This is a genomic window from Streptomyces sp. NPDC028907, from assembly GCF_055564995.1.
Genome location: NZ_JBVHVE010000004.1, coordinates 501,865 through 520,223 on the forward strand (window position 1 = coordinate 501,865; position 18,359 = coordinate 520,223).

Below are 18,359 nucleotides of genomic sequence, written 5' to 3' on the forward strand. Positions count from 1 at the left end.
CGTGGGAGCGGGGGCCCTTCGGCGTACACGGGCCCTGCAGGAACGGCCGGGGGTCCGGGGGTTGCCCCCGGGAAATGCAGCATCAGCGGGTCCGGGGTTCGAGTCCCTGGCGGCGCACCGGTGAAGGGCCTCTCGTGGGAGCGGGAGGCCCTTCGGCGTACTCCAGGCTCTGATACGTCCGCTCTCCGGGTGGCCGCCACCACACCTGGTCGGCGCACCGCACGCCTTCCTTCCGCAGCAGCGCCCGGTGGATCTTGTTCGTGGCCGTGACCGGCATCCGCTCGACGACCCGTACGAACCGGGGCGCCATCTTGGTGCCGAGATCGGGCTGGGCGGCCAGGAAGTCCGTGAAGGCCACCGGGTCGAAGGTGCCGGCGATCGTCGCCATCACCTGGTCCCCGGTCACCGGATCCGGCACGGCGTACACGGCGACGGCGTCCGCCCCCTCGTACCGCGCGAGGATGTTCTCGATCATCGCGGCGGCCAGGTTCTCGCTGTCGACCCGGATCCGGTCGTCGGTGCGGCCGGCGAAGTACAGGTAGCCGTCGGAGTCCCGGTAGAAGAGGTCGCCGGTCCAGTACCAGCCGTCCCGCCGCCGCTCGGCCTCCGCCTCGGGATTGCGCCAGTACCCCTCGAAGGGGTTCGGCGCCCGGTTCACCAGCTCCCCTATCGCCTCGTCGCCGTTCAGCAGCCGCCCGGCAGGGTCGAAGACTGCGGTCGGGCACTCCTTCCGCGTCTCCGCGTCCAGCACGACGAGCCCGGGCCCGGCCGGCCCGACGGCTCCCCGGGGCGTCCCGGGCGTCCAAGGGATCGCGGCCCCGCCCTCGGAGGAGCCGTACCCCTCGACCAGCCGCACCCCGAACCGCCGCTCGAAGGCCGCCGCGTCCACCGCCCCGGCCTCGGTGCCGAAGCCGAGCCGCAGCGGGTGATCCCGGTCGTCGGGGCGCGGCTCGGTGGCGAGAAGGTACTGGATCGCCCGGCCCACATAGGTGAAGTACGTCGCCCCGTACGCCCGTACGTCCGCCAGGAACCCGGACGCCGAGAACCGGTGCCGCAGCGCCACGCCCGCGCCGGCCGTGAGGGCGGGGGCCCAGTCGGCGATCACCGCGTTGCCGTGGAACATCGGCATGCAGACGTAGTGCACGTCGTCGGGCCGGACGCGGAACTGCTCGACCAGGGAGCGCCCGGCGGCGGCCAGGCGGCCCTGGGTGCAGATCGCGGCCTTCGGGGCACCGGTCGAGCCGGAGGTGAAGTAGAGCAGGAGACGGTCGTGCGGGGTGGCGCGGGCGGGGTCGGGGCGGGCGTCGGCGTACGGGGCGAGCAGGGCGTTGTACTCCGCCGAGTCGGTCAGCAGCACGCGGACGCCGGGAAGGTCGAGGCCGGTGAGCAGCGGCAGGTGGGTCCGCTCGGTGACGAGGACCCGGCACTCGGTGTGCAGGATGTCGCGGGCGAGTTCGGGTCCCCGCCGGGTGGGGTTGATGCCGGCGACGGCGGCGCCGGAGAGGGCCGCCGCGCTCAACCACAGGGGGTACTCGGGGGTGTTGTCGAGCAGGACGCCGAGGTGCGGCTCGGCGCCGGACGGCAGCAGGTCGGTCAGCAGCGCCGCCCGGACGGCGGCCCCGGCCGCCACCTCGTGCTGGGTGAGCATCCCGCCTTCGAACCACAGCCCCGGCCGGTGGTCACCCCACCGCGCCGCCACGAGCTCGGCCACCGTGCGTCCCGTAGTGGACTCCATGCGGACGCACGGTAGTTGACGTTCCGTCAGATGTGGAGGGAGTGGGGAGTGAAGGGCCGGGAAGTCCCACCCTCAGAAGCCCCCGAACCCCGTCTCCTCCACGACCCCCGTCTCGTACACGCCCGAGGAGAAGTCGCTGTAGCTGACCATGAAGCCGAAGCAGAACACCACGACCACGCCGAGGAAGACGAGCATGCCGAGAGCGCCCGCCGCCTGCTTGATCCGGCCCGGCGCATGGGCCGTGGCGACCACCCGCGCGCCCTCGGCGTAGTAGACGGTGACGAGGTCGCCCTCGACCGTCGTCCCCGGGCCGCCCTCCTCCTCGAACCGGACGAGGCGGCCGTCGCGCGCGGTGAACTCGTACACGTGATGCAGGGTGGTGCGCACCGCCGTGTCACGGCCGCCGCCGCTCACCGTCGTGTACGACCGCAGACAACGCGCCTGCGCGGTCAGCCCGCTGTTCCATGCGCTGCGCATCTGCAGCGAGCGGTGTACCACGCGGTACGCCATGAAGAGGGCCACGGCCATGATCAGGCCGGGAATGACGTAGAAGAACACGTCCATCGTCCAGTCCCCCGAGGTCGGTACGCCGGCCCCGATCGGCCGGCGTGGCAGGAACCTACCCACGCCGGCCGGGACGCTGACTCAAGAGAACCTCAGAACGTGACGTCCGAGCACGCGTAGAACGCGTTGCCCGTGTCGGCGATCGTCCACACCGCGAGGATGACGTGGTGACCGCTCAGCCCGGACGGCAGCCGGCCGCTGTGCGAGAGCGTGGACGGCGGCCGCTGGCCGTTGTACGGGACCGTGAAGAACGGCGTGAGGTTGAGGTCGGACCGGGACAGGTTGTGGTTCTGGTTCCAGCCCGGCTTGGTGACGTAGTACCGGAAGTCCGTGGTGGCGTGCATGGCAGTGAACTGCCAACGGAACGTGTAGTTCTGACCGCCGGTCACCTTGGTCGTGGGCCAGGCGGCACCGGACGGCGTCCTCGGGGCGCTGAGCTGGCTGAACTGGCCGAGGCCGGCGTTGCATATCTGTCCGTCGGCCGGTCCCGAGCCCGGGAAGCCCTTCGGGCCCTCGACGCTCTGCGGCTCCCACTGGATCGAGCCGCAGTTGGTCACGGTGCCGTTCTGACAGAGCTTCTGCCGGCTGATGGGGAGGTCGGTGTAGCCGTGGCCGCTCGCGCCTGCACTGGAGAGCGCCAGGGCTCCGGCTGTAGTGAGCCCGAGCGCGGCGGCGTACCACTTGGTCTTTCTGCGCATGCTGCTGCTCCTGGGAACGTGGGGGAAGTTCGGCGAGCTTGCAGGTCTAGACCAAGTCTCAGATTATTGCTGAGCGTTGAACATGTCCATACCAATCGGAGAACATGTTCGACGGGCTGTCAGAGTGGTGTCGAAGGCGCCGTGTCGGATGTCGGAGGGAGCGTCAGGGGGCCGGCTCCCCCCGTCCCGCGCAGAACGCCACCGTCAGATCCTTGACCAGCGCCTTGCGTTCGTAGTCGTCCAGCTCGACCAGGCCCCGCATGGTCAGCCGGGTCACCGTGTCCTCCACCGAGTCGACGACCGAGGTCACCATCGAGGCCCGGTCCTGCGCGTCCAGCGCGGCGATCCGGCGCCGGTGCATGGCGGCGGCCACCTCCGGCGCGTACTCCACCCGCGACGGCCGTACCGAGAACACCTCGACCCCGACCGCCCCCGCGTCCCGCGTCACCAACCGGGTCAGAGTCTCCGAGGCCGCCTCGACCGAGCCCCGCGTGGCACCCGGCATCTCCACCGGTACCCGGGCCAGCGCCGCCTCGACGCACTCGCGCAGATACGACTCGTGGTCCTCCACCCCGAGCGTCGCCCGCGCGGTGTCCTTGACCCGCCACACCACCAGCACGACCGCCCGCAGCGCGACCCCGTTCCCGTCCGCCGCCGGCATCGGCTCGCTGCGCCAGTGCCGCAGCCGCACGTCGACGCGACGGCGCAGCAGCAACGGGTTGACCCACATCAGGCCGGTGCGCCGGACCGTCCCCCGGTAGCGGCCGAACAGCCCGAGCACCCAGGCCCGCCCGGTCCGCCCCCGGGTCAGCCCGCCCAGCCCGAACAGACCCACGGCCCCGGCCCCCGTGTACGCCGCCCACTGAGCCGGCCCCAACCCGGCCTGCGCCGACGCCGGCAGCCCCAGCGCGTGCACCGCCAGCGGCGGCAGCACCCCGGCCCACCATGAGGTTGCCAGGCACCCCGCCACTCCGCAGACCCCGGCGAGCACGCCCGCCGCGCCCGGCAGCACGCGCGCCGGGCGCTCCACGAGCTCCGGGTCGATCTGCGGTTCGGGGCGCGGCTCGGGCTGGACCGGACGGCGCAGCCGCGGCTGTTCGCCCGTGCCCTGCCGGCGCGCCACGACCGTCGGTCTGAGGGGCACGGACACCGGGCCCGCCTCGTCACGGAACAGCAGATGGACGGGGATCTCGGTGGTCGCCTCGTTCTGGATCAGCCGCGCGGGCCGGAGCGGCCCCTCGGGCTCGGGCGTGTGAGAAGTGGTCGTGGTCATGCGTGCCTCCAGCCTCCGCGCCAGATGCGTCACAACAGTGGTTGCCGGAATGTCGGGTCACGCGAACAGCCGCCGCCAGGTCTCCGGCCCCGGATAGCCGTCCGCCGCGCCGCCCCGCCAGCCCTGGGCCCGCTGGAAGGCCTCCACGCCTCGCCGGTCCGACTCGTCCCAGCGTGATCCCGGCGCTGACTTGTAGTGCTTGCCGAACCCCTTCTTCACGAGTTGTCTGCCGAGCTGCAGGACGTACTGGTTGTCGGCGCCGGGCCGGAACATGGCCCGCCCCGGGTATCCCGGCACCCCGTGCGACGAGGGCTCGGCGGGGGTGGTGGGGGCGGTCGGGTCGGCCGAGGCGGCCGGGGCGGCCGGGGCGGCCGGGGCGGCCGGGGCGGGGGCGCCTGCCGAGCCCGCACTCGGGATGTCCTTGCCCTCGCCGGTCACCAGCAACGCCCAGGTCTGCGGCCCCGGCAGCCCGTCCGCGTCCTGCCCCCGCCAGCCCTGCGCCTGCTGGAAGGCCTGGGTGGCCCTGCGGTCCGCGTCCGTCCAGCGGGGGCCGGCACCGGAGGTGTAGAACCGGCCGGCGCCGCGCTTGACGAGCAGGCTGCCCAGCCGGGTGACGTGCTTGTTGTTGGCCCCGGGACCGAAATGCGCCGGCCCGGGGTACGCGTCCGGCGCCGCGACTCCGGGTTTGGCGGCCCCCGGTTTCCCGACGTCGGACTTCCCGGCACCCGTCTGCTCGGTGACGGCGTCGGACTGCCCAGTGCTCTGCTTCTCCGCGGCGGGCTTCTCAAGGGCAGGCTTCTCGGTGGCGGGCTTCTCGGTAGCGGGCTTCTCGGTAGCGGGCTTCTCAGTCTCCGGTTTCGTGCCCGTGGTGCCCGTCTTCAGCCCCTTGTAGCGGTAGGCGCGATAGCGGTCGGAGTGGCTCCAATAGGCGTACGGGGTGGTCTGCCGACGGGCGTGCGGGGGCGCCGACTCGTAGGCGACGTAGTAGGTGTGCGTGTGGTCCGTCCAGCCGCCGAAAATGACGACGTGCGAGCCTTTCTCGGGATCCGCCGGATTGTGGAACAGCAGAATGTCGCCGGGCTGCAGGTCCTTCTTGGCGATGCGTACCCCGTATTGGCCCAGGCTGCCGGTCCATTCGTTTCCGGGCAGCTTCCAGGCCATCGAGACGAAGCCCGAGCAGTCCTGTCGGTAGCCGTCCGACCAGTACTTGTACATGCTGTACGGCACCTTCGCCGCGACCCATTTCTTGGCCCGCTTGATAATCTCGGCGCGGGTGGTCGGGGGCGTCTTGACCGGGCCGGACGGCTGGGCCGGCTGCCCGCCCGGGCCATGCAGTGGGGCCTTGCCGCCCTGGGGGGTCCTGGGCTCGTCACCTGCGGGAACGGCCGGGCGGTCGGGGGCGTGGGGGGCGGCGACGGCCGGGGCCGTGTGGCCCACGGCGAGGGTGGCGGAAGCGGCTGCGGCGAGGATCAGCGCTCGGTGGGCGGCAGGGTGGCGGCCGGTCCTGGAATGCGGCAGGACGCGTCTCCAGTGAACGCATCCCGGGCAGTCGCAGTCACTCGCCGGATCGAATTCCTCGAATACCGGAGTCCGAGTCTCCATGCGATTCCCTTCACACTCCAGTTGAAAATGTCCGCGGCTGGGCACGTCGTCAGTTTCTCAACTGTCTTCCGGACGCGCATGTTGACGGTCCGAATGGTTTACGGCACCCCGCGCCCCCCTCCCCCCCACCTCCTCCCCCGCCCTCTCCACCGGTCCGGAGCACCCCCGGAGGTCATGTAGAGTTAACGCCGTCAGCAGGCGCCGCTAGCTCAGTTGGTTAGAGCAGCTGACTCTTAATCAGCGGGTCCGGGGTTCGAGTCCCTGGCGGCGCACAGACAGGTAAGGCCCCTCGTGCAAGCGAGGGGCCTTTCTCGTGTTTGGCCGGATACGCTCTGGTTCATGGCAGCGCGTGACCTTCAGGAGCGGATCAAGAGGCTCATCATCGACCGCCGGCTGGCCTCCGGGGCCCCGCTGCCGACGGAGCCCGAGCTGATGGAGCATCTGGGCGCCAGTCGGAACTCCGTGCGCGAGGCGCTCAAGGGGTTGCAGGCGATGGGCATCGTGGAGATCCGGCACGGGTTCGGGACGTATGTCGGGACGATGTCGCTGGCGCCGATGATCGAGGGCCTCGCCTTCCGCACGGTCGCCGGGCACTACCGGGGTGAGGACACCCTGCTCCAGCTGGTGCAGTTGCGGGAGGCCGTGGAGACGGGGCTGGTGTCGCGGCTCGCGGGGCGGGTGCCAGAGGGCGATCTCGTTGAACTGGACGCGCTGGTAGACCGTATGGAAGAGCAGGCGGCGCGCGGCGGCGACGGGATCGCCGACACCGACCGGGCGTTTCACGCCACTCTCTACCGGGGGTTGGACAACGCGCTGCTGGGCGAGGTCATGGAGGCGTTCTGGGACGCCTTCCACCGCGTCCACACCGATCTCGGCGGCGCCCCGCAGGATCCCCTGGTCACCTGCCGACAGCACCGGGAGATCGTGGAGGCGGTGCGGTCGGGCGATCCGATACGGGCGGAGGAGGCCATACGGGAGCACTTCGGCAACATCCGCGCCCGCGTATCCACGACGGGTACACAACACCCCCACAGGTGCCACAATGAGCGCGTATGACCGGTAAACACCTCGTTTCGCATCTTGCGATCATGTGGAACGACGTAGAACCCTGGTGATTGGTTTTTCAAGATGCTGCGCATACGCGGCAGTTGGGGGGCAAGGAGCCGGTTGCCGGTTTTCGCCGGGGCATAGGGGGCCCCGTTCATGACCGCATGCCGAGGGGGGCATGATGCAACCGGAAGGTCGCTGTTCCATGTCTATGGTGGAGAAGATGTGGTGACTGCGGCCCACTACTGATACGCCTGTGAAAGGTCGAGGGGGACCGGAGCAGTCGTAAAGGAACCGACAGACACGCGGGTGACCCGCGTGTGGGGGGATGACTCATGACGTCGACGCCGACGGGCGCCCGGCAGAACTTCGACCCGTCTCAAACCACCCAGCTGAGGGTGCCGTCACAGACCAGGACCGGAGCTTTCCGCCGGATCAAGAAGACGCTGCCGAAGTACGACTACGAGCACTACAGCCGGCTGGCCGGTCCCCTCACTCAGCCCGACCCGAACAAGCCGTACCGGGTCGAGTACCGCTCGCTGATCTCGCAGGAGCCGCACCGCATAAGGGTCGCGCTGATGCTGGCCGCGGCGCCGGTCCTCTCCCTGGTCCTGCTGTTCTGGCTGCTCCAGCCCGAGCACTGGACCGAGCGCGACTACCCGGCCTTCGACTTCCTGCCGGCGCTCGACATGGTCATGCTCGTCTCGATCGGTCTGATCGAGTTCTTCCGCTGCATGAACGTGCTGTCCAACGCGCACGCCACCCTGGTCGCCCGCGACCCGATCCCGGTGGTGCCGGAGACCGGCACGAGAGTCGCCTTCCTCACCTCCTTCGTGCCCGGCAAGGAGCCGCTGGAGATGGTGACGAAGACCCTGGAGGCGGCCGTCAAGCTGCGCCACCGGGGTCTGATGCACGTCTGGCTGCTCGACGAGGGCGACGACCCGGAGGTCAAGGAGGTGTGCGCGCGGCTCGGCGTGCACCACTTCTCCCGCAAGGGCATCGCCAAGTGGAACCAGGCCAAGGGCCCGCACCGCGCCAAGACCAAGCACGGCAACTACAACGCCTGGCTCGACGCCCACGGCGACGACTACGACTTCTTCGCCTCGGTCGACACCGACCACGTGCCGCTGCCCAACTACCTGGAGCGGATGCTCGGCTTCTTCCGCGACCCGGACGTCGGCTTCGTCATCGGCCCGCAGGTGTACGGCAACTACGACAATTTCGTCACCAAGGCCGCCGAGTCGCAGCAGTTCCTCTTCCACGCCCTCATCCAGCGCGCCGGCAACAAGTACGGCGCCCCGATGTTCGTGGGTACGTCGAACGCCGTACGCATCAAGGCGCTCAAGCAGATCGGCGGTCTGTACGACTCGATCACCGAGGACATGGCGACCGGCTTCGAGATCCACCGCCACAAGAACCCGGCGACGGGGAAGAAGTGGCGCTCGGTGTACACGCCGGACGTTCTCGCCGTCGGTGAGGGGCCCAGCGCCTGGACCGACTTCTTCACCCAGCAGATGCGCTGGTCGCGAGGGACGTACGAGACGATCCTCAAGCAGTACTGGAAGGGCTGGTACTCGCTGCCGCCGAGCAAGCTCTTCAACTACACGATGATGATCATCTTCTACCCGATGTCGGCCCTCAACTGGATCCTGGCCGCGCTGAGCTGTGCGCTGTTCCTGGGCCTGGGCGCCTCGGGTGTGAACATCGACCCGACGATCTGGCTGATGCTCTACGGCAACGCCTCCGCGCTCCAGATCGGCCTGTACGTCTGGAACCGCCGCCACAACGTCTCGCCGCACGAGCCCGAGGGCTCCGGCGGTGTGGCCGGCATGGTGATGTCCGCGCTGTCGGCGCCGCTGTACGCGAAGGCGCTGATCGACTCCGCACTGCGCAAGAAGAGCAAGTTCGTGGTCACCCCCAAGGGCGATTCCGCGAGCCCCGACCGCTGGTTCGGGACCTTCCGTTACCACTGGTACTTCATCGCGATCTTCGGCGGCTCGATCACCGCCGGCTTCGTGTACGGCCACTCGCACCCCGCGATGATCATCTGGGCGACCTTCGCCATGCTGATCACGGCGACGCCGATCTTCGCCTGGCGCTACATGCTGCGGCAGGAGAAGAAGAAGCCCGCCACGCCCGTGCCGGCGCAGCCCGCCCCGGCGCAGTCCGTGCCGTACCAGCCGGAGCCGCAGCCACTGCCCGCCCAGCACGCGTCCCATGCCCCGCACGCCGCGCATGGCCAGCACGTACCGCACGCGCCGCAGCACAAGCCGAGTTGGGCCGCGTCGGGCAGTAGTGGTAACGATCAGACGATGCAGATCGCCCTTGGTGGACTTGGGGGACGTAAGGAATGAACGACCGTGCAGGCCGCCGCCGCGCCCGTCGACTCGCGATAGGTACGGCGGTGGTGCTCGCGCTGGCCGGAATGAACGGGCCGTGGCTCTATCGCGTCGGCACCGAGAAATACCACCAGTACCAAATCAACAGACCCGAGTACAAAGCCGAGAACGGCAAGTGGGAGATCATCGATTTCCCGGAGGAGTACCGCCAGAACACGATTCACGCGGCGCTTCTGCACACCGGCAAGGTGCTGCTCATCGCCGGCTCGGGCAACAATCAGGACAACTTCGACGCGAAGAAGTACGACACCCGGATCTGGGACCCGGTCAAGGGCACGATCAAGAAGGTGCCGACGCCGAACGACCTGTTCTGCACGGGCCACACCCAGCTGGCCAACGGCAATCTCCTCATCGCGGGCGGTACGAAGCGGTACGAGAAGCTCAAGGGTGACGTCACCAAGGCCGGTGGCCTGATGATCGTGCACAACGAGAACCCGGACCGGCCGATCACGCTGCCCGCGGGCACCAAGTTCACCGGCAAGGAGAACGGCAAGACGTTCGTCTCCAAGGACCCGGTGCTGGTGCCGCGCGCGAAGAAGGTCTTCGACAAGGCGACCGGCAAGTTCCTGCGCAACGACCCCGGTCTCGGCCGGATCTATGTCGAGGCGCAGAAGAAGGGCCGACAGTACGAGACCGGCACCCAGGACAACTACCGGATTCAGGGCCTGTCCGGCGCCGACGCGCGTAACACGTACGGCATCGCGCAGAAGCTCGCCCTCGACAAGAAGGACTTCCAGGGCATCCGGGACGCCTATGAGTTCGACCCGGTCGCCGAGAAGTACATCAAGGTCGACCCGATGCACGAGGCCCGCTGGTATCCGACGCTGACCACCCTGGGCAACGGCAAGATCCTCAGCGTCTCCGGCCTGGACGACATCGGCCAGCTGGTGCCGGGCAAGAACGAGGTGTACGACCCGAAGACCAAGAAGTGGACGTACCTGTCGAAGGTGCGGCAGTTCCCGACGTACCCGGCGCTGTTCCCGCTGGAGAACGGCAAGATCTTCTACTCGGGTTCGAACGCGGGCTACGGGCCTGACAACGTGGGCCGTGACCCGGGCATCTGGGACGTGGAAACCAACAAGTTCACCAAGCTGCCGGGGCTGAGCGACCCCAAGCTGATGGAGACCTCGGGCACGGTGCTGCTGCCGCCGGCGCAGGACGAGAAGTACATGGTGATCGGCGGCGGTGGCGTCGGTGAGTCCAAGGAGTCCAGCGAGAAGACGCGGATCATCGACCTGAAGGCCGACGACCCGAAGTTCGTGGACGGGCCGTCGCTGGAGAAGGGCACGCGGTATCCGCAGGCCTCGGTGCTGCCGGACGACACCGTGCTGGTGTCGGGTGGCTCCGAGGACTACCGGGGGCGCAGCGACTCCAACATCCTCCAGGCGCACCTGTACCGGCCGGGCACGAACACCCTGGACCGGGTCGCCGACCCGCTGGTGGGCCGTAACTACCACTCCGGGTCGATTCTGCTGCCCGACGGCCGGGTGATGTTCTTCGGTTCGGACTCGCTGTATGCCGACAAGGCCAACACCAAGCCGGGCAAGTTCGAGCAGCGGATCGAGATCTACACGCCGCCGTATCTGTACCGGGACGCGCAGCCGTCGTTGTCGGGTGGGCCGCAGACGATCAAGCGGGGCGGGACGGGGACGTTCACCTCGAAGCACGCGTCGTCGATCGAGAACGTGCGGTTGATCCGGCCGAGTGCGTCGACGCATGTCACTGACGTGGATCAGCGATCGGTCGCGCTGGACTTCAAGAAGTCCGGGGACAAGATCACGGTGGATGTGCCGACGAATCGGAATCTGGTTCCGTCGGGGTGGTACATGCTGTTCGTCACGGACGATCAGGGGACGCCCAGCAAGGCGCAATGGGTAAGAGTGCCGTAGCTGCCGTAACGCTCCCGCACCTCGTTCTTCGGGTGCGGGAGCGTTGTGGTTGTTCGCGCAGTTCCCCGCGCCCCTAGGGCGTTGTGGCTTCCGCCAGCTTCAGGGCGTACTCCGGCCACCATTCGCCCGCCTTCGGGCCGCCCTTGCACTCACCGTCCGATTCACCCGGGCGCTTGACCCAGACGTAGGCGTCGACGAGCGGGTCCGACGTCTTGGTCGTCGGTGTCTCGCCCAGGGCGCGGCCGGGCGGGTTGCACCAGCGCTCGTCCGGGTTGCCCTCGGTGTAGGGGCCGTTGCCGTTGCGGCTGGTGTCGATCACGAAGGGTTTGCCGCCCACCTTCTCGGAGAGCTGCTTGCCGTACGCGATCGAGTCCTTGGTCGTGTAGAAGTTGGAGACGTTGACGGAGAAGCCGTCGGCCTGGTCGATGCCCGCCCACTTCAGGGGCTCGAAGATCTGGTCGGGATGACCCCAGCCGGCGTTGCCCGCGTCCAGGTAGACCTTGGTGTTCTTCAGGGACTTGAGCTTGGTGATGGCGCCCTTGAGCAGGTCGTAGCGCTCCTCGTGGAACTCGCCCGGGGTGCAGCCGTCCACCAGGTGCAGTACCGCGTCCGGCTCCAGGATCACCGTCGTGGAGCGGTCCTCGATGCCCTTGGCCACGCCGTCGATCCAGGCTCGGTAGGCGTCGCCGTCGGCGGCACCGCCCTGGGAGTACTGGCCGCAGTCGCGGTGCGGGATGTTGTAGAGGACCAGCAGGGCCGTACGGCCGGCCTTGTCGGCGGCCTCGGTGAAGCCGCGTGCCTCCTGCTCCGGGTTCTCCGGGCTGATCCACTCGCCCGTCGGGTGTTCCGCTATCTTGCGGATCTTCTCGGCAGCCTCCTTCTTGCCGTCCTTCTCGTACGCCGCCAACTGCTCTGCCGCGTTCCCGTCCGGGTTCACCCAGAACGGGTCGGTCTCCTTGGGCTGTTGGCTGATCCCGGCCCCTGCGTTGTCGTCCGGCTCCTCGCCGTCCCCGGAGGAACAGCCCGCGATCAGCAGTGCCGCCCCCAGCACCATCGCGGAAGTCCGCGCGCGAGCCCCCCTCCAGGCCCCCCTCTTCAGGTACATCCAGCTCCCCCTCGGGTGCTCTGGTCCAAGGTTCAATCCTGACATACGTGTCGTGGGGCACACGAGGTCGCCGAGCCTTGTCGGGGAGCTGTTACAGCCACTATGACGGCGACGGGGGAACCGAGGAACAGGGGAAGGGGAGTGTGCGGCATGCGCCCATCCGGTGTCCGCCGACTCCACCAACGCCTCCGCCAGCCGGATCTCCCGGGTGGGTCGACGGGGACGGGACGGCGTCGCTGGCGGCGAGCGGCGCGCAGCGGGCGATCGCTCGCGATCTGCTGAAGACCCAGCGCGACGGCGGGCCCCGTCTGGACAGCTACGGCTCCGGCCGGCCGGTGCCGCCGGTGTCGATCCGGGCGGCCCGGGCGGCCGCTCGCTGGCCCGGGTTCACCCAGCGGGCGCTGGCCCACGACATCGCGGCCACGTTCGCAGTTCCGCTGCTCCGCCATCAGCAGCCGCTGGGCGCGCTCAACGTCTTCGTCCGCGCCCTGCCCGACGGCTCCCGCCGCGACGAAGGCACGACGCTGTGGCTGGCCCAGCTCATCGCCGACTGCGCGGCCCTCGGTCTGGAGAACCACACGGCGTACGTCCAATGCCGCACCCTCGCCGGTCAGTTGCAGCAGGCCCTGTCCAGCAGGGTGCGCGTCGAGCAGGCCAAGGGCATGCTCGCCGAGCGCTGGAACACGGCCGCCGACCACGCCTTCGTGGCGCTGCGGCAATACGCGCGTCGCCGCCGGGTGCCGCTGGACCAGGTGGCGGGTGAGGTCGTCTACCGGGTCGCGGACGACGCCGAGCTGCGCCGGGAGGCGGAACGGGCGGACGACGAGGGACGCGCGTAGTACCGCGTAGTACCGCCTCGAACTTCCTCTAGGCCCCGGCCGTCATCCGTTCTACAGTCGTTTCCGGACGACCCCAGCCCCGGTCGGACCATCCCCACTCCGGTCATCACAAGGCCTCCCGCGCCGGTCGCCGGGTTACTCCCGCAACCCGTGCGCGCGCGGTCGAGGACCAGCCCGGTCGACGGCTTCGGGGGGAGCGGGCCGTCGACCGGGCCAGGTACGCGCCGGTGACGTCCTCACACACTCGTGCCGGTCAGGTACGCCGACACGATGACGTTCGCCGTGTAGCGCTGGGTCGCCCGGTCGAAGGTGCCGCCGCAGGTGATCAGGCGCAGCTCGGAACGGCCCGAGTGGTGCGGCCCGTAGGCCTGGTGGGCGTCGAAGCGGGCTCGGGGGACGGCCCGGACGTCGTCCACGGTGAACTCGGCGAGTGTGCCGTCGTCGCGGAGTATCCGGATCGTCGCGCCCGGTCTGAGGGTGCTGATCCTGTAGAACACGGCCGGTCGGGTCTGGGTGTCGACGTGGCCCACCAGGAGGGCGGGGCCGGCGGCTCCGGGTTTCACGCCGGCCGCGTACCAGCCGACGTGGGCGGCCTGGTCGTAGGGCGGGGCGGTGATGGCGCCGTGGGCGTCGAGGCCGCGGGCGACGACGGGGGCCTGGATCTTCAGGCCGGGGATGTCGAGGCGTTGCGGGAGCGCGTCGCCGAGCGGCTGGGCGGCGGGGGGCAGGTCCACGCGGGGTGGTCGGCCGACGGCCGCCATGTCGCCGGAGACGGGGGCGGATATGCCCTGCCGGACACCGGTGAGCTCCCGGCCCCACAGCCACAGGCCCAGCAGCAGTACGGCCCAGGCGGCGCCCATCACGAGGCGGCCGCCGTGGGCGGGGCGTTCGTGGTCGGACATGGTCAGTGCGGCCTGCCCTGCTCACGGCACCGGCGTGCGCTGCGCAGCGCCACGGCGGTCGCGGCGACGCCCGCGAGGACCAGCCCGGTCACGGTGTGCGCCGTGCCGGGGCCGGCCGCGCGGGCGTCCACGAGGGCGAGGTGGGCGGTGCCACCGCCGCCGGCCTCGACCGGGGCGACGGGGGACGCGTGAGCTGCGGGCCGCGGGCCCTTCCGGGCGACGGTGACGGCGCCCGCGCGGGAGGTGTCCCCGCAGGCGACCTTCACGTCGTACGTGCCCGCCGTGAGCGTGGAGCGGATACGGCTCTGGCCGACGAGGGTGCCGTCGGCGCCGACGGTGAGGCGGGCGTCGGCGGCGAACGCCGTGGAGACGGCCAGGGCGGTCTTCTCCCGGCATCCGCTGACCAGCAGCGCGATGTCGCCGCCCGGGTGGGGTGAGGACGGGCTGACCGAGACACCACCCCCGTCCGCCGCGTATGCCGCCGGGGTGACGGCGGCCGTGCCCAGGGCGGCGATGGCACAGAGGGTGACGTGCAGTGATCCCATCGTGAACCTCCAGTTATCTGGAGACTCCCCCCGCGGCACGGGCCCCGCATCCTCAGCGGGGCCCGCACTGCTCCGTACGGGTTGTGTCGCGGGTCGACGGGTTAGGCCGGCGGCACACGCCTCAGATCCGGTCGACGAGGTCCGCGATGGAGTCCACGATCTTGGACGGCCGGTACGGGAAGTTCTCGACCTGCTGGGGCAGGGTCAGGCCGGTGAGCACCAGGAACGTCTGCATGCCGGCCTCCATACCGGCCAGGACGTCGGTGTCCATACGGTCGCCGATCATGGCGCTGCTCTCGGAGTGGGCGCCGATGGCGTTCAGGCCGGTCCGCATCATCAGCGGGTTGGGCTTGCCCGCGAAGTACGGCTGCTTGCCGGTGGCCTTGGTGATCAGGGCGGCGACGGCTCCGGTGGCGGGCAGCGGGCCCTCGGTCGACGGGCCCGTCTCGTCGGGGTTGGTGCAGATGAAACGGGCGCCGGCGTTGATGAGCCTGACCGCCTTGGTCATGGCCTCGAAGGAGTAGGTGCGGGTCTCGCCGAGGACGACGTAGTCCGGCTCGTGGTCGGTGAGGATGTAGCCGATGTCGTGCAGCGCGGTCGTCAGGCCGGCCTCTCCTATGACGTACGCGGAGCCGCCGGGGCGCTGGTCGTCGAGGAACTTGGCGGTGGCCAGGGCCGAGGTCCAGATGTTCTCGATCGGCACTTCCAGGCCCATGCGGTTCAGCCGGGCGTGCAGGTCGCGCGGGGTGTAGATCGAGTTGTTGGTGAGGACGAGGAAGGGCTTGCCGGACTCGCGCAGCTTCTTGATGAAGGCGTCGGCGCCGGGGATCGGTACGCCCTCGTGGATGAGCACACCGTCCATGTCGGTGAGCCAGGACTCGATGGGCTTGCGGTCTGCCATGGTGCTGGGACTCTCCTGGCGTACGTACGGATGAGCGGGGGGCGCCGGAACCACGCCGTACCGACGCCCCCAGGGTAATCAGGAGTGGCTGATCCTGACCCCGTCGATCACCCGGAACCGCGGGGAGTCGACGCGGATGCCTCCGCTCACGCGCCTTCGCCGGCGAGCGGCCGGGGCAACTCGGCGACCGCGCCCGGCACATGGGCAGCCCGCGTGGACGCCGCTGAGCATGTGGTACGAGGTGTCGTCGACGACCGCGGCCCCCGGCGCCCGCGGGGCACTGTGTGAGCGGCACCAGGTCCTGCCGGCCCAGTGCGTCGACGAGTCGGGCGTACGCGGCCTCGAATGCCTTGTCGGCCTCCCGTGCCGACATCTCCTCGCCGAACAGGTGCCGCGAGACGGAGATCTTGGACTCGCCCATGGTGGCGCGGACGTGGTCGATGCCGGCCGCGGGGTCGGCGGGCGGCCGAGGCGGGACTCGACGACCTCGGTGAGGTGGTCGTAGGGGTCCTCGAAGGTGTCGAAGGCGAGGAAGGCAGCCGGGCGAGGCGGTCTCAGCGGCGCCTCCGGGCCAGCAGTAGCGCGCCACCGGCGAGGACGAAGGCCGCGGTGGCGGCGAGGGTGGCGCCGGGGGGCGGGAAGAGGCCGGTACGGGCGAGTTCGTCGGCGAGGGAGAGTTCGTTCCCGGCGGCGCCGGTGCGGGGGCTGGTCGAGGGGTGCGGGGCGGCGGAGGCGGCCGCCTCGGTCGAGGTGTCGCGGTCGGCGGGGGCGGCCGGGCCGGTCGAGGTGTCGCGGTCGGCGGGGGCGGCCGGGCCGGTCGCGTCGGCGGCATCGGTCGGGTCGGTCTCGATGGTGAAGCGGTAGTCGTTGGACTGGCCCACCCAGTCGCCGTCGCCGTCGTGGCGCTGTACGACGGCCGCGTTGGCGGTGACCTCGTTCGGCACGGCGTCCGAGGTGACCGCGAGCCGGACCTTGACGGTGACGGTCTTGCGGGGGCCGACGGTGAAGCCGTCGAAACCGTCGAAGGCGCCTACGAGTTCGTCCTCGTCGGTGGTCTCGAAGCGGACGGGGAGAGGGCGCTCCTTGGCCGGGCTACCGGCATCGACCGGGCCTTGCGGGCGTTCCGGGGTGCCCTTCGGGGTCCCGTAGAACTCCAGGCGGGGCTGGGACGGCTTGAGGGCGCGTTTGCCGTCGACGAGGACGACGACGGGGTGGATGCCGGTGCAGGTCCGGCCGGTGGTGTTGGTGAGGTCCAGGTACCAGGTGCCGAATCCGCCGCCGGCCGTGTACGAGTCGGGGCCGCCGTGCAGGCGGGTGGTGAGGGGGAAGTCCCCGTCGTCGGTGACGCAGCTGGGCAGCGCGACGGGAGGTTCCGCGCGCACCGGGGGCGCAGCGGCGAGAAGGGCGGCTGCTGCGAGGCAGAGGGGAGCGGGTGAGTGCAGTAGTCGCATGAACACATGACCATGCCGCGTGCGGGCGCGGATCGGGCGGTGCCATCCCGTACGACATCGAAAGTCCGCTCGATCAGCGCATGCGCGATGCCGATCAGGGGATGCGTTACGTCGGTGAGCGCACGCGCCCCGTCATTCGTCGGCGCGCCCGAACAGCGGCGCCAGCAGCAGCTGGGCGGCTCCCTCGGCGACCCCGCGCTCACCGCCTCCTCCTGCTCCCCCTGCTCCCCCGCCGGAGGCGACCCGTACCGGCACCGCGTCCTCGCCCGCGCGCCGGGCGCGTTCGTCGAGGACGGCAGCGACGCCCCGTACGAAGGTGTCCGGCGCGGCGGCCACCGTGCGGCCGCCCAGCAGGACGAGGTCTACGTCGAGCAGCGCGACCAGGTTGCCGACGGCCGTGCCGAGCACGCGGGCCGCCTCCGCCAGGTCGCCGCGCGCGACGGCGGCCAGGCACAGCGCCTCGACGCATCCGCGGTTGCCGCACTCGCAGGGCGGGCCGTCCAGCTGGACGACCTGGTGCCCGAACTCCCCGGCGCCCGTACGGGCTCCGCGGTGCACCGCTCCGCCGATCACGAGCCCTCCGCCGACGCCCGCGCCGAAGTGCAGATACGCGAAGGAAGTGACGGACGCCGTCTCGCCCCCCACCGCGAGTCCGAGGGCGGCGGCGTTGGTGTCCTTGTCGACGACGACCGGCAGCGAGAGGCGCCGCGCGAGCACGTCCCGCAGCGGGAAGCCGTTCCACTCCGGGAACCCCGTGACCCGGTGCAGCACCCCGCGCCGATGGTCGAGGGGCCCGGGCAGCGCGACTCCGACACCGAGCACGGCGCCCGGCCGAGGGACGTCACCGGGCCCTCCCGCCGCCTCGAACACTCCCGCCACCTCGCAAGCCCCCGCCGCCCCGGCCGTCAGCTCTCCCACCGCACGCACCGCCCGCTCGACGACCGTCTCCGCACCCGCCCCCAGGTCCAGCGGGGCCCGGCGCCGGGCCACCACGGCCCCGGTCAGATCGCAGAGCACGGCCGTCAGCTCGTCCCGGTCCAGATGCACGCCGACCGCGTGCCCGGCCTCCGGTACCAGGCGCAGCACCGTGCGCGGCTTGCCGCCCGTGGACGCCCGGTGCCCCGCCTCAGCCGCGAGTCCGGCCTCCCGCAGCCGGGCGGTGATCTTGCTGACCGCCTGCGGGGTGAGGCCGGTGCGCTCGGCGAGTTCGAGCCGGCTGATGCCCTCGGGACCGGCCGTGCGCAGCAGGTCGAGCACGAGCGCGGTGTTGTGACTGCGCAGGGCGCCCAGCCGCATCGAGTCGCGGCTCCGCCGGGCCGCGGCCCCGGCCCCGTCCACCCCGTCCTTCGTCCTGTTCACGCCGTCCATTGTCCCCGGCGCTTGCACTTTGGCAACAGCGTTGCGAAAGT

15 protein-coding genes and 1 tRNA gene are annotated in these 18,359 nt (G+C 70.5%); 5 read left to right on the top strand and 11 right to left on the bottom strand.

The genetic code is table 11. The features are described from left to right. Positions 1 to 82: 82 nt before the first annotated feature. The 5 genes from ACZ4UU_RS14860 to ACZ4UU_RS14880 all read right to left on the bottom strand — a co-directional run bounded on the left by ACZ4UU_RS14860 (position 83) and on the right by ACZ4UU_RS14880 (position 5,872). The gene (locus ACZ4UU_RS14860; RefSeq protein ID WP_468039891.1) at positions 83 to 1,735 is read right to left on the bottom strand and encodes a long-chain-fatty-acid--CoA ligase; all 1,653 of its coding nucleotides are present in this window, start codon (positions 1,733 to 1,735) and stop codon (positions 83 to 85) included. Between the two features lie 72 nt (positions 1,736 to 1,807). Beyond that, the gene (locus ACZ4UU_RS14865) at positions 1,808 to 2,299 is read right to left on the bottom strand and encodes a hypothetical protein (protein ID WP_468039893.1); all 492 of its coding nucleotides are present in this window, start codon (positions 2,297 to 2,299) and stop codon (positions 1,808 to 1,810) included. A gap of 92 nt (positions 2,300 to 2,391) precedes the next feature. Beyond that, positions 2,392 to 2,997: a lytic polysaccharide monooxygenase auxiliary activity family 9 protein gene (locus tag ACZ4UU_RS14870; protein ID WP_468039895.1), complete on the bottom strand. Its 606-nt coding sequence runs from the start codon at positions 2,995 to 2,997 to the stop codon at positions 2,392 to 2,394. Between the two features lie 163 nt (positions 2,998 to 3,160). Continuing rightward, entirely contained in the window at positions 3,161 to 4,270 is a 1,110-nt protein-coding gene (locus tag ACZ4UU_RS14875) for an SPFH domain-containing protein (RefSeq protein WP_468039896.1), read from the bottom strand. 57 nt (positions 4,271 to 4,327) lie between these two features. Further along, the gene (locus tag ACZ4UU_RS14880) at positions 4,328 to 5,872 is read right to left on the bottom strand and encodes a peptidoglycan-binding protein (protein ID WP_468039897.1); all 1,545 of its coding nucleotides are present in this window, start codon (positions 5,870 to 5,872) and stop codon (positions 4,328 to 4,330) included. A 198-nt stretch (positions 5,873 to 6,070) separates the two neighbouring features. Between ACZ4UU_RS14880 and ACZ4UU_RS14885 the strand changes: the two genes are divergently transcribed. The 4 genes from ACZ4UU_RS14885 (at position 6,071) to glxA (ending at position 11,207) form a co-directional block, all read left to right on the top strand. Continuing rightward, positions 6,071 to 6,144, top strand: a tRNA-Lys gene (locus tag ACZ4UU_RS14885). A gap of 67 nt (positions 6,145 to 6,211) precedes the next feature. Further along, entirely contained in the window at positions 6,212 to 6,928 is a 717-nt protein-coding gene (locus ACZ4UU_RS14890) for a FadR/GntR family transcriptional regulator (protein ID WP_468039899.1), read from the top strand. A 326-nt stretch (positions 6,929 to 7,254) separates the two neighbouring features. Beyond that, positions 7,255 to 9,273 carry a glycosyltransferase family 2 protein gene (locus tag ACZ4UU_RS14895; RefSeq protein ID WP_468039900.1) on the top strand — a complete coding sequence of 673 codons (2,019 nt, stop codon included), beginning with the start codon at positions 7,255 to 7,257 and terminating at the stop codon, positions 9,271 to 9,273. Continuing rightward, positions 9,270 to 11,207 (top strand): radical copper oxidase GlxA, encoded by a 1,938-nt coding sequence (gene glxA / locus ACZ4UU_RS14900; protein ID WP_468039901.1) that lies wholly within the window; start codon positions 9,270 to 9,272, stop codon positions 11,205 to 11,207. Before ACZ4UU_RS14895 ends, glxA begins: the two co-directional genes overlap by 4 nt. Positions 11,208 to 11,280: 73 nt before the next feature. On the opposite strand, the gene ACZ4UU_RS14905 is transcribed toward glxA, so the two are convergent. Then, on the bottom strand, positions 11,281 to 12,312 hold the full coding sequence (locus ACZ4UU_RS14905; RefSeq protein ID WP_468039903.1) for a glycoside hydrolase family 6 protein: 1,032 nt from the start codon (positions 12,310 to 12,312) through the stop codon (positions 11,281 to 11,283). Positions 12,313 to 12,455: 143 nt separating this feature from the next. Here ACZ4UU_RS14905 and ACZ4UU_RS14910 point away from each other — a divergent pair, with 143 nt between their 5' ends. Then, positions 12,456 to 13,151 carry an ANTAR domain-containing protein gene (locus ACZ4UU_RS14910; RefSeq protein ID WP_468039904.1) on the top strand — a complete coding sequence of 232 codons (696 nt, stop codon included), beginning with the start codon at positions 12,456 to 12,458 and terminating at the stop codon, positions 13,149 to 13,151. Between the two features lie 236 nt (positions 13,152 to 13,387). On the opposite strand, the gene ACZ4UU_RS14915 is transcribed toward ACZ4UU_RS14910, so the two are convergent. From ACZ4UU_RS14915 to ACZ4UU_RS14935, 5 genes are all read right to left on the bottom strand, one after another. Next, positions 13,388 to 14,053 (bottom strand): class F sortase, encoded by a 666-nt coding sequence (locus tag ACZ4UU_RS14915; RefSeq protein WP_468039905.1) that lies wholly within the window; start codon positions 14,051 to 14,053, stop codon positions 13,388 to 13,390. Positions 14,054 to 14,055: 2 nt separating this feature from the next. Next, positions 14,056 to 14,598, bottom strand: coding sequence for a hypothetical protein (locus ACZ4UU_RS14920; RefSeq protein ID WP_468039906.1), 543 nt, complete (start codon positions 14,596 to 14,598; stop codon positions 14,056 to 14,058). Between the two features lie 121 nt (positions 14,599 to 14,719). Further along, the gene (locus ACZ4UU_RS14925; RefSeq protein ID WP_468039907.1) at positions 14,720 to 15,499 is read right to left on the bottom strand and encodes an HAD-IIA family hydrolase; all 780 of its coding nucleotides are present in this window, start codon (positions 15,497 to 15,499) and stop codon (positions 14,720 to 14,722) included. A 554-nt stretch (positions 15,500 to 16,053) separates the two neighbouring features. Further along, positions 16,054 to 16,950 (bottom strand): hypothetical protein, encoded by an 897-nt coding sequence (locus tag ACZ4UU_RS14930; protein ID WP_468039909.1) that lies wholly within the window; start codon positions 16,948 to 16,950, stop codon positions 16,054 to 16,056. Between the two features lie 132 nt (positions 16,951 to 17,082). Further along, positions 17,083 to 18,318 (bottom strand): ROK family transcriptional regulator, encoded by a 1,236-nt coding sequence (locus ACZ4UU_RS14935; RefSeq protein ID WP_468039910.1) that lies wholly within the window; start codon positions 18,316 to 18,318, stop codon positions 17,083 to 17,085. Positions 18,319 to 18,359 lie beyond the last annotated feature (41 nt).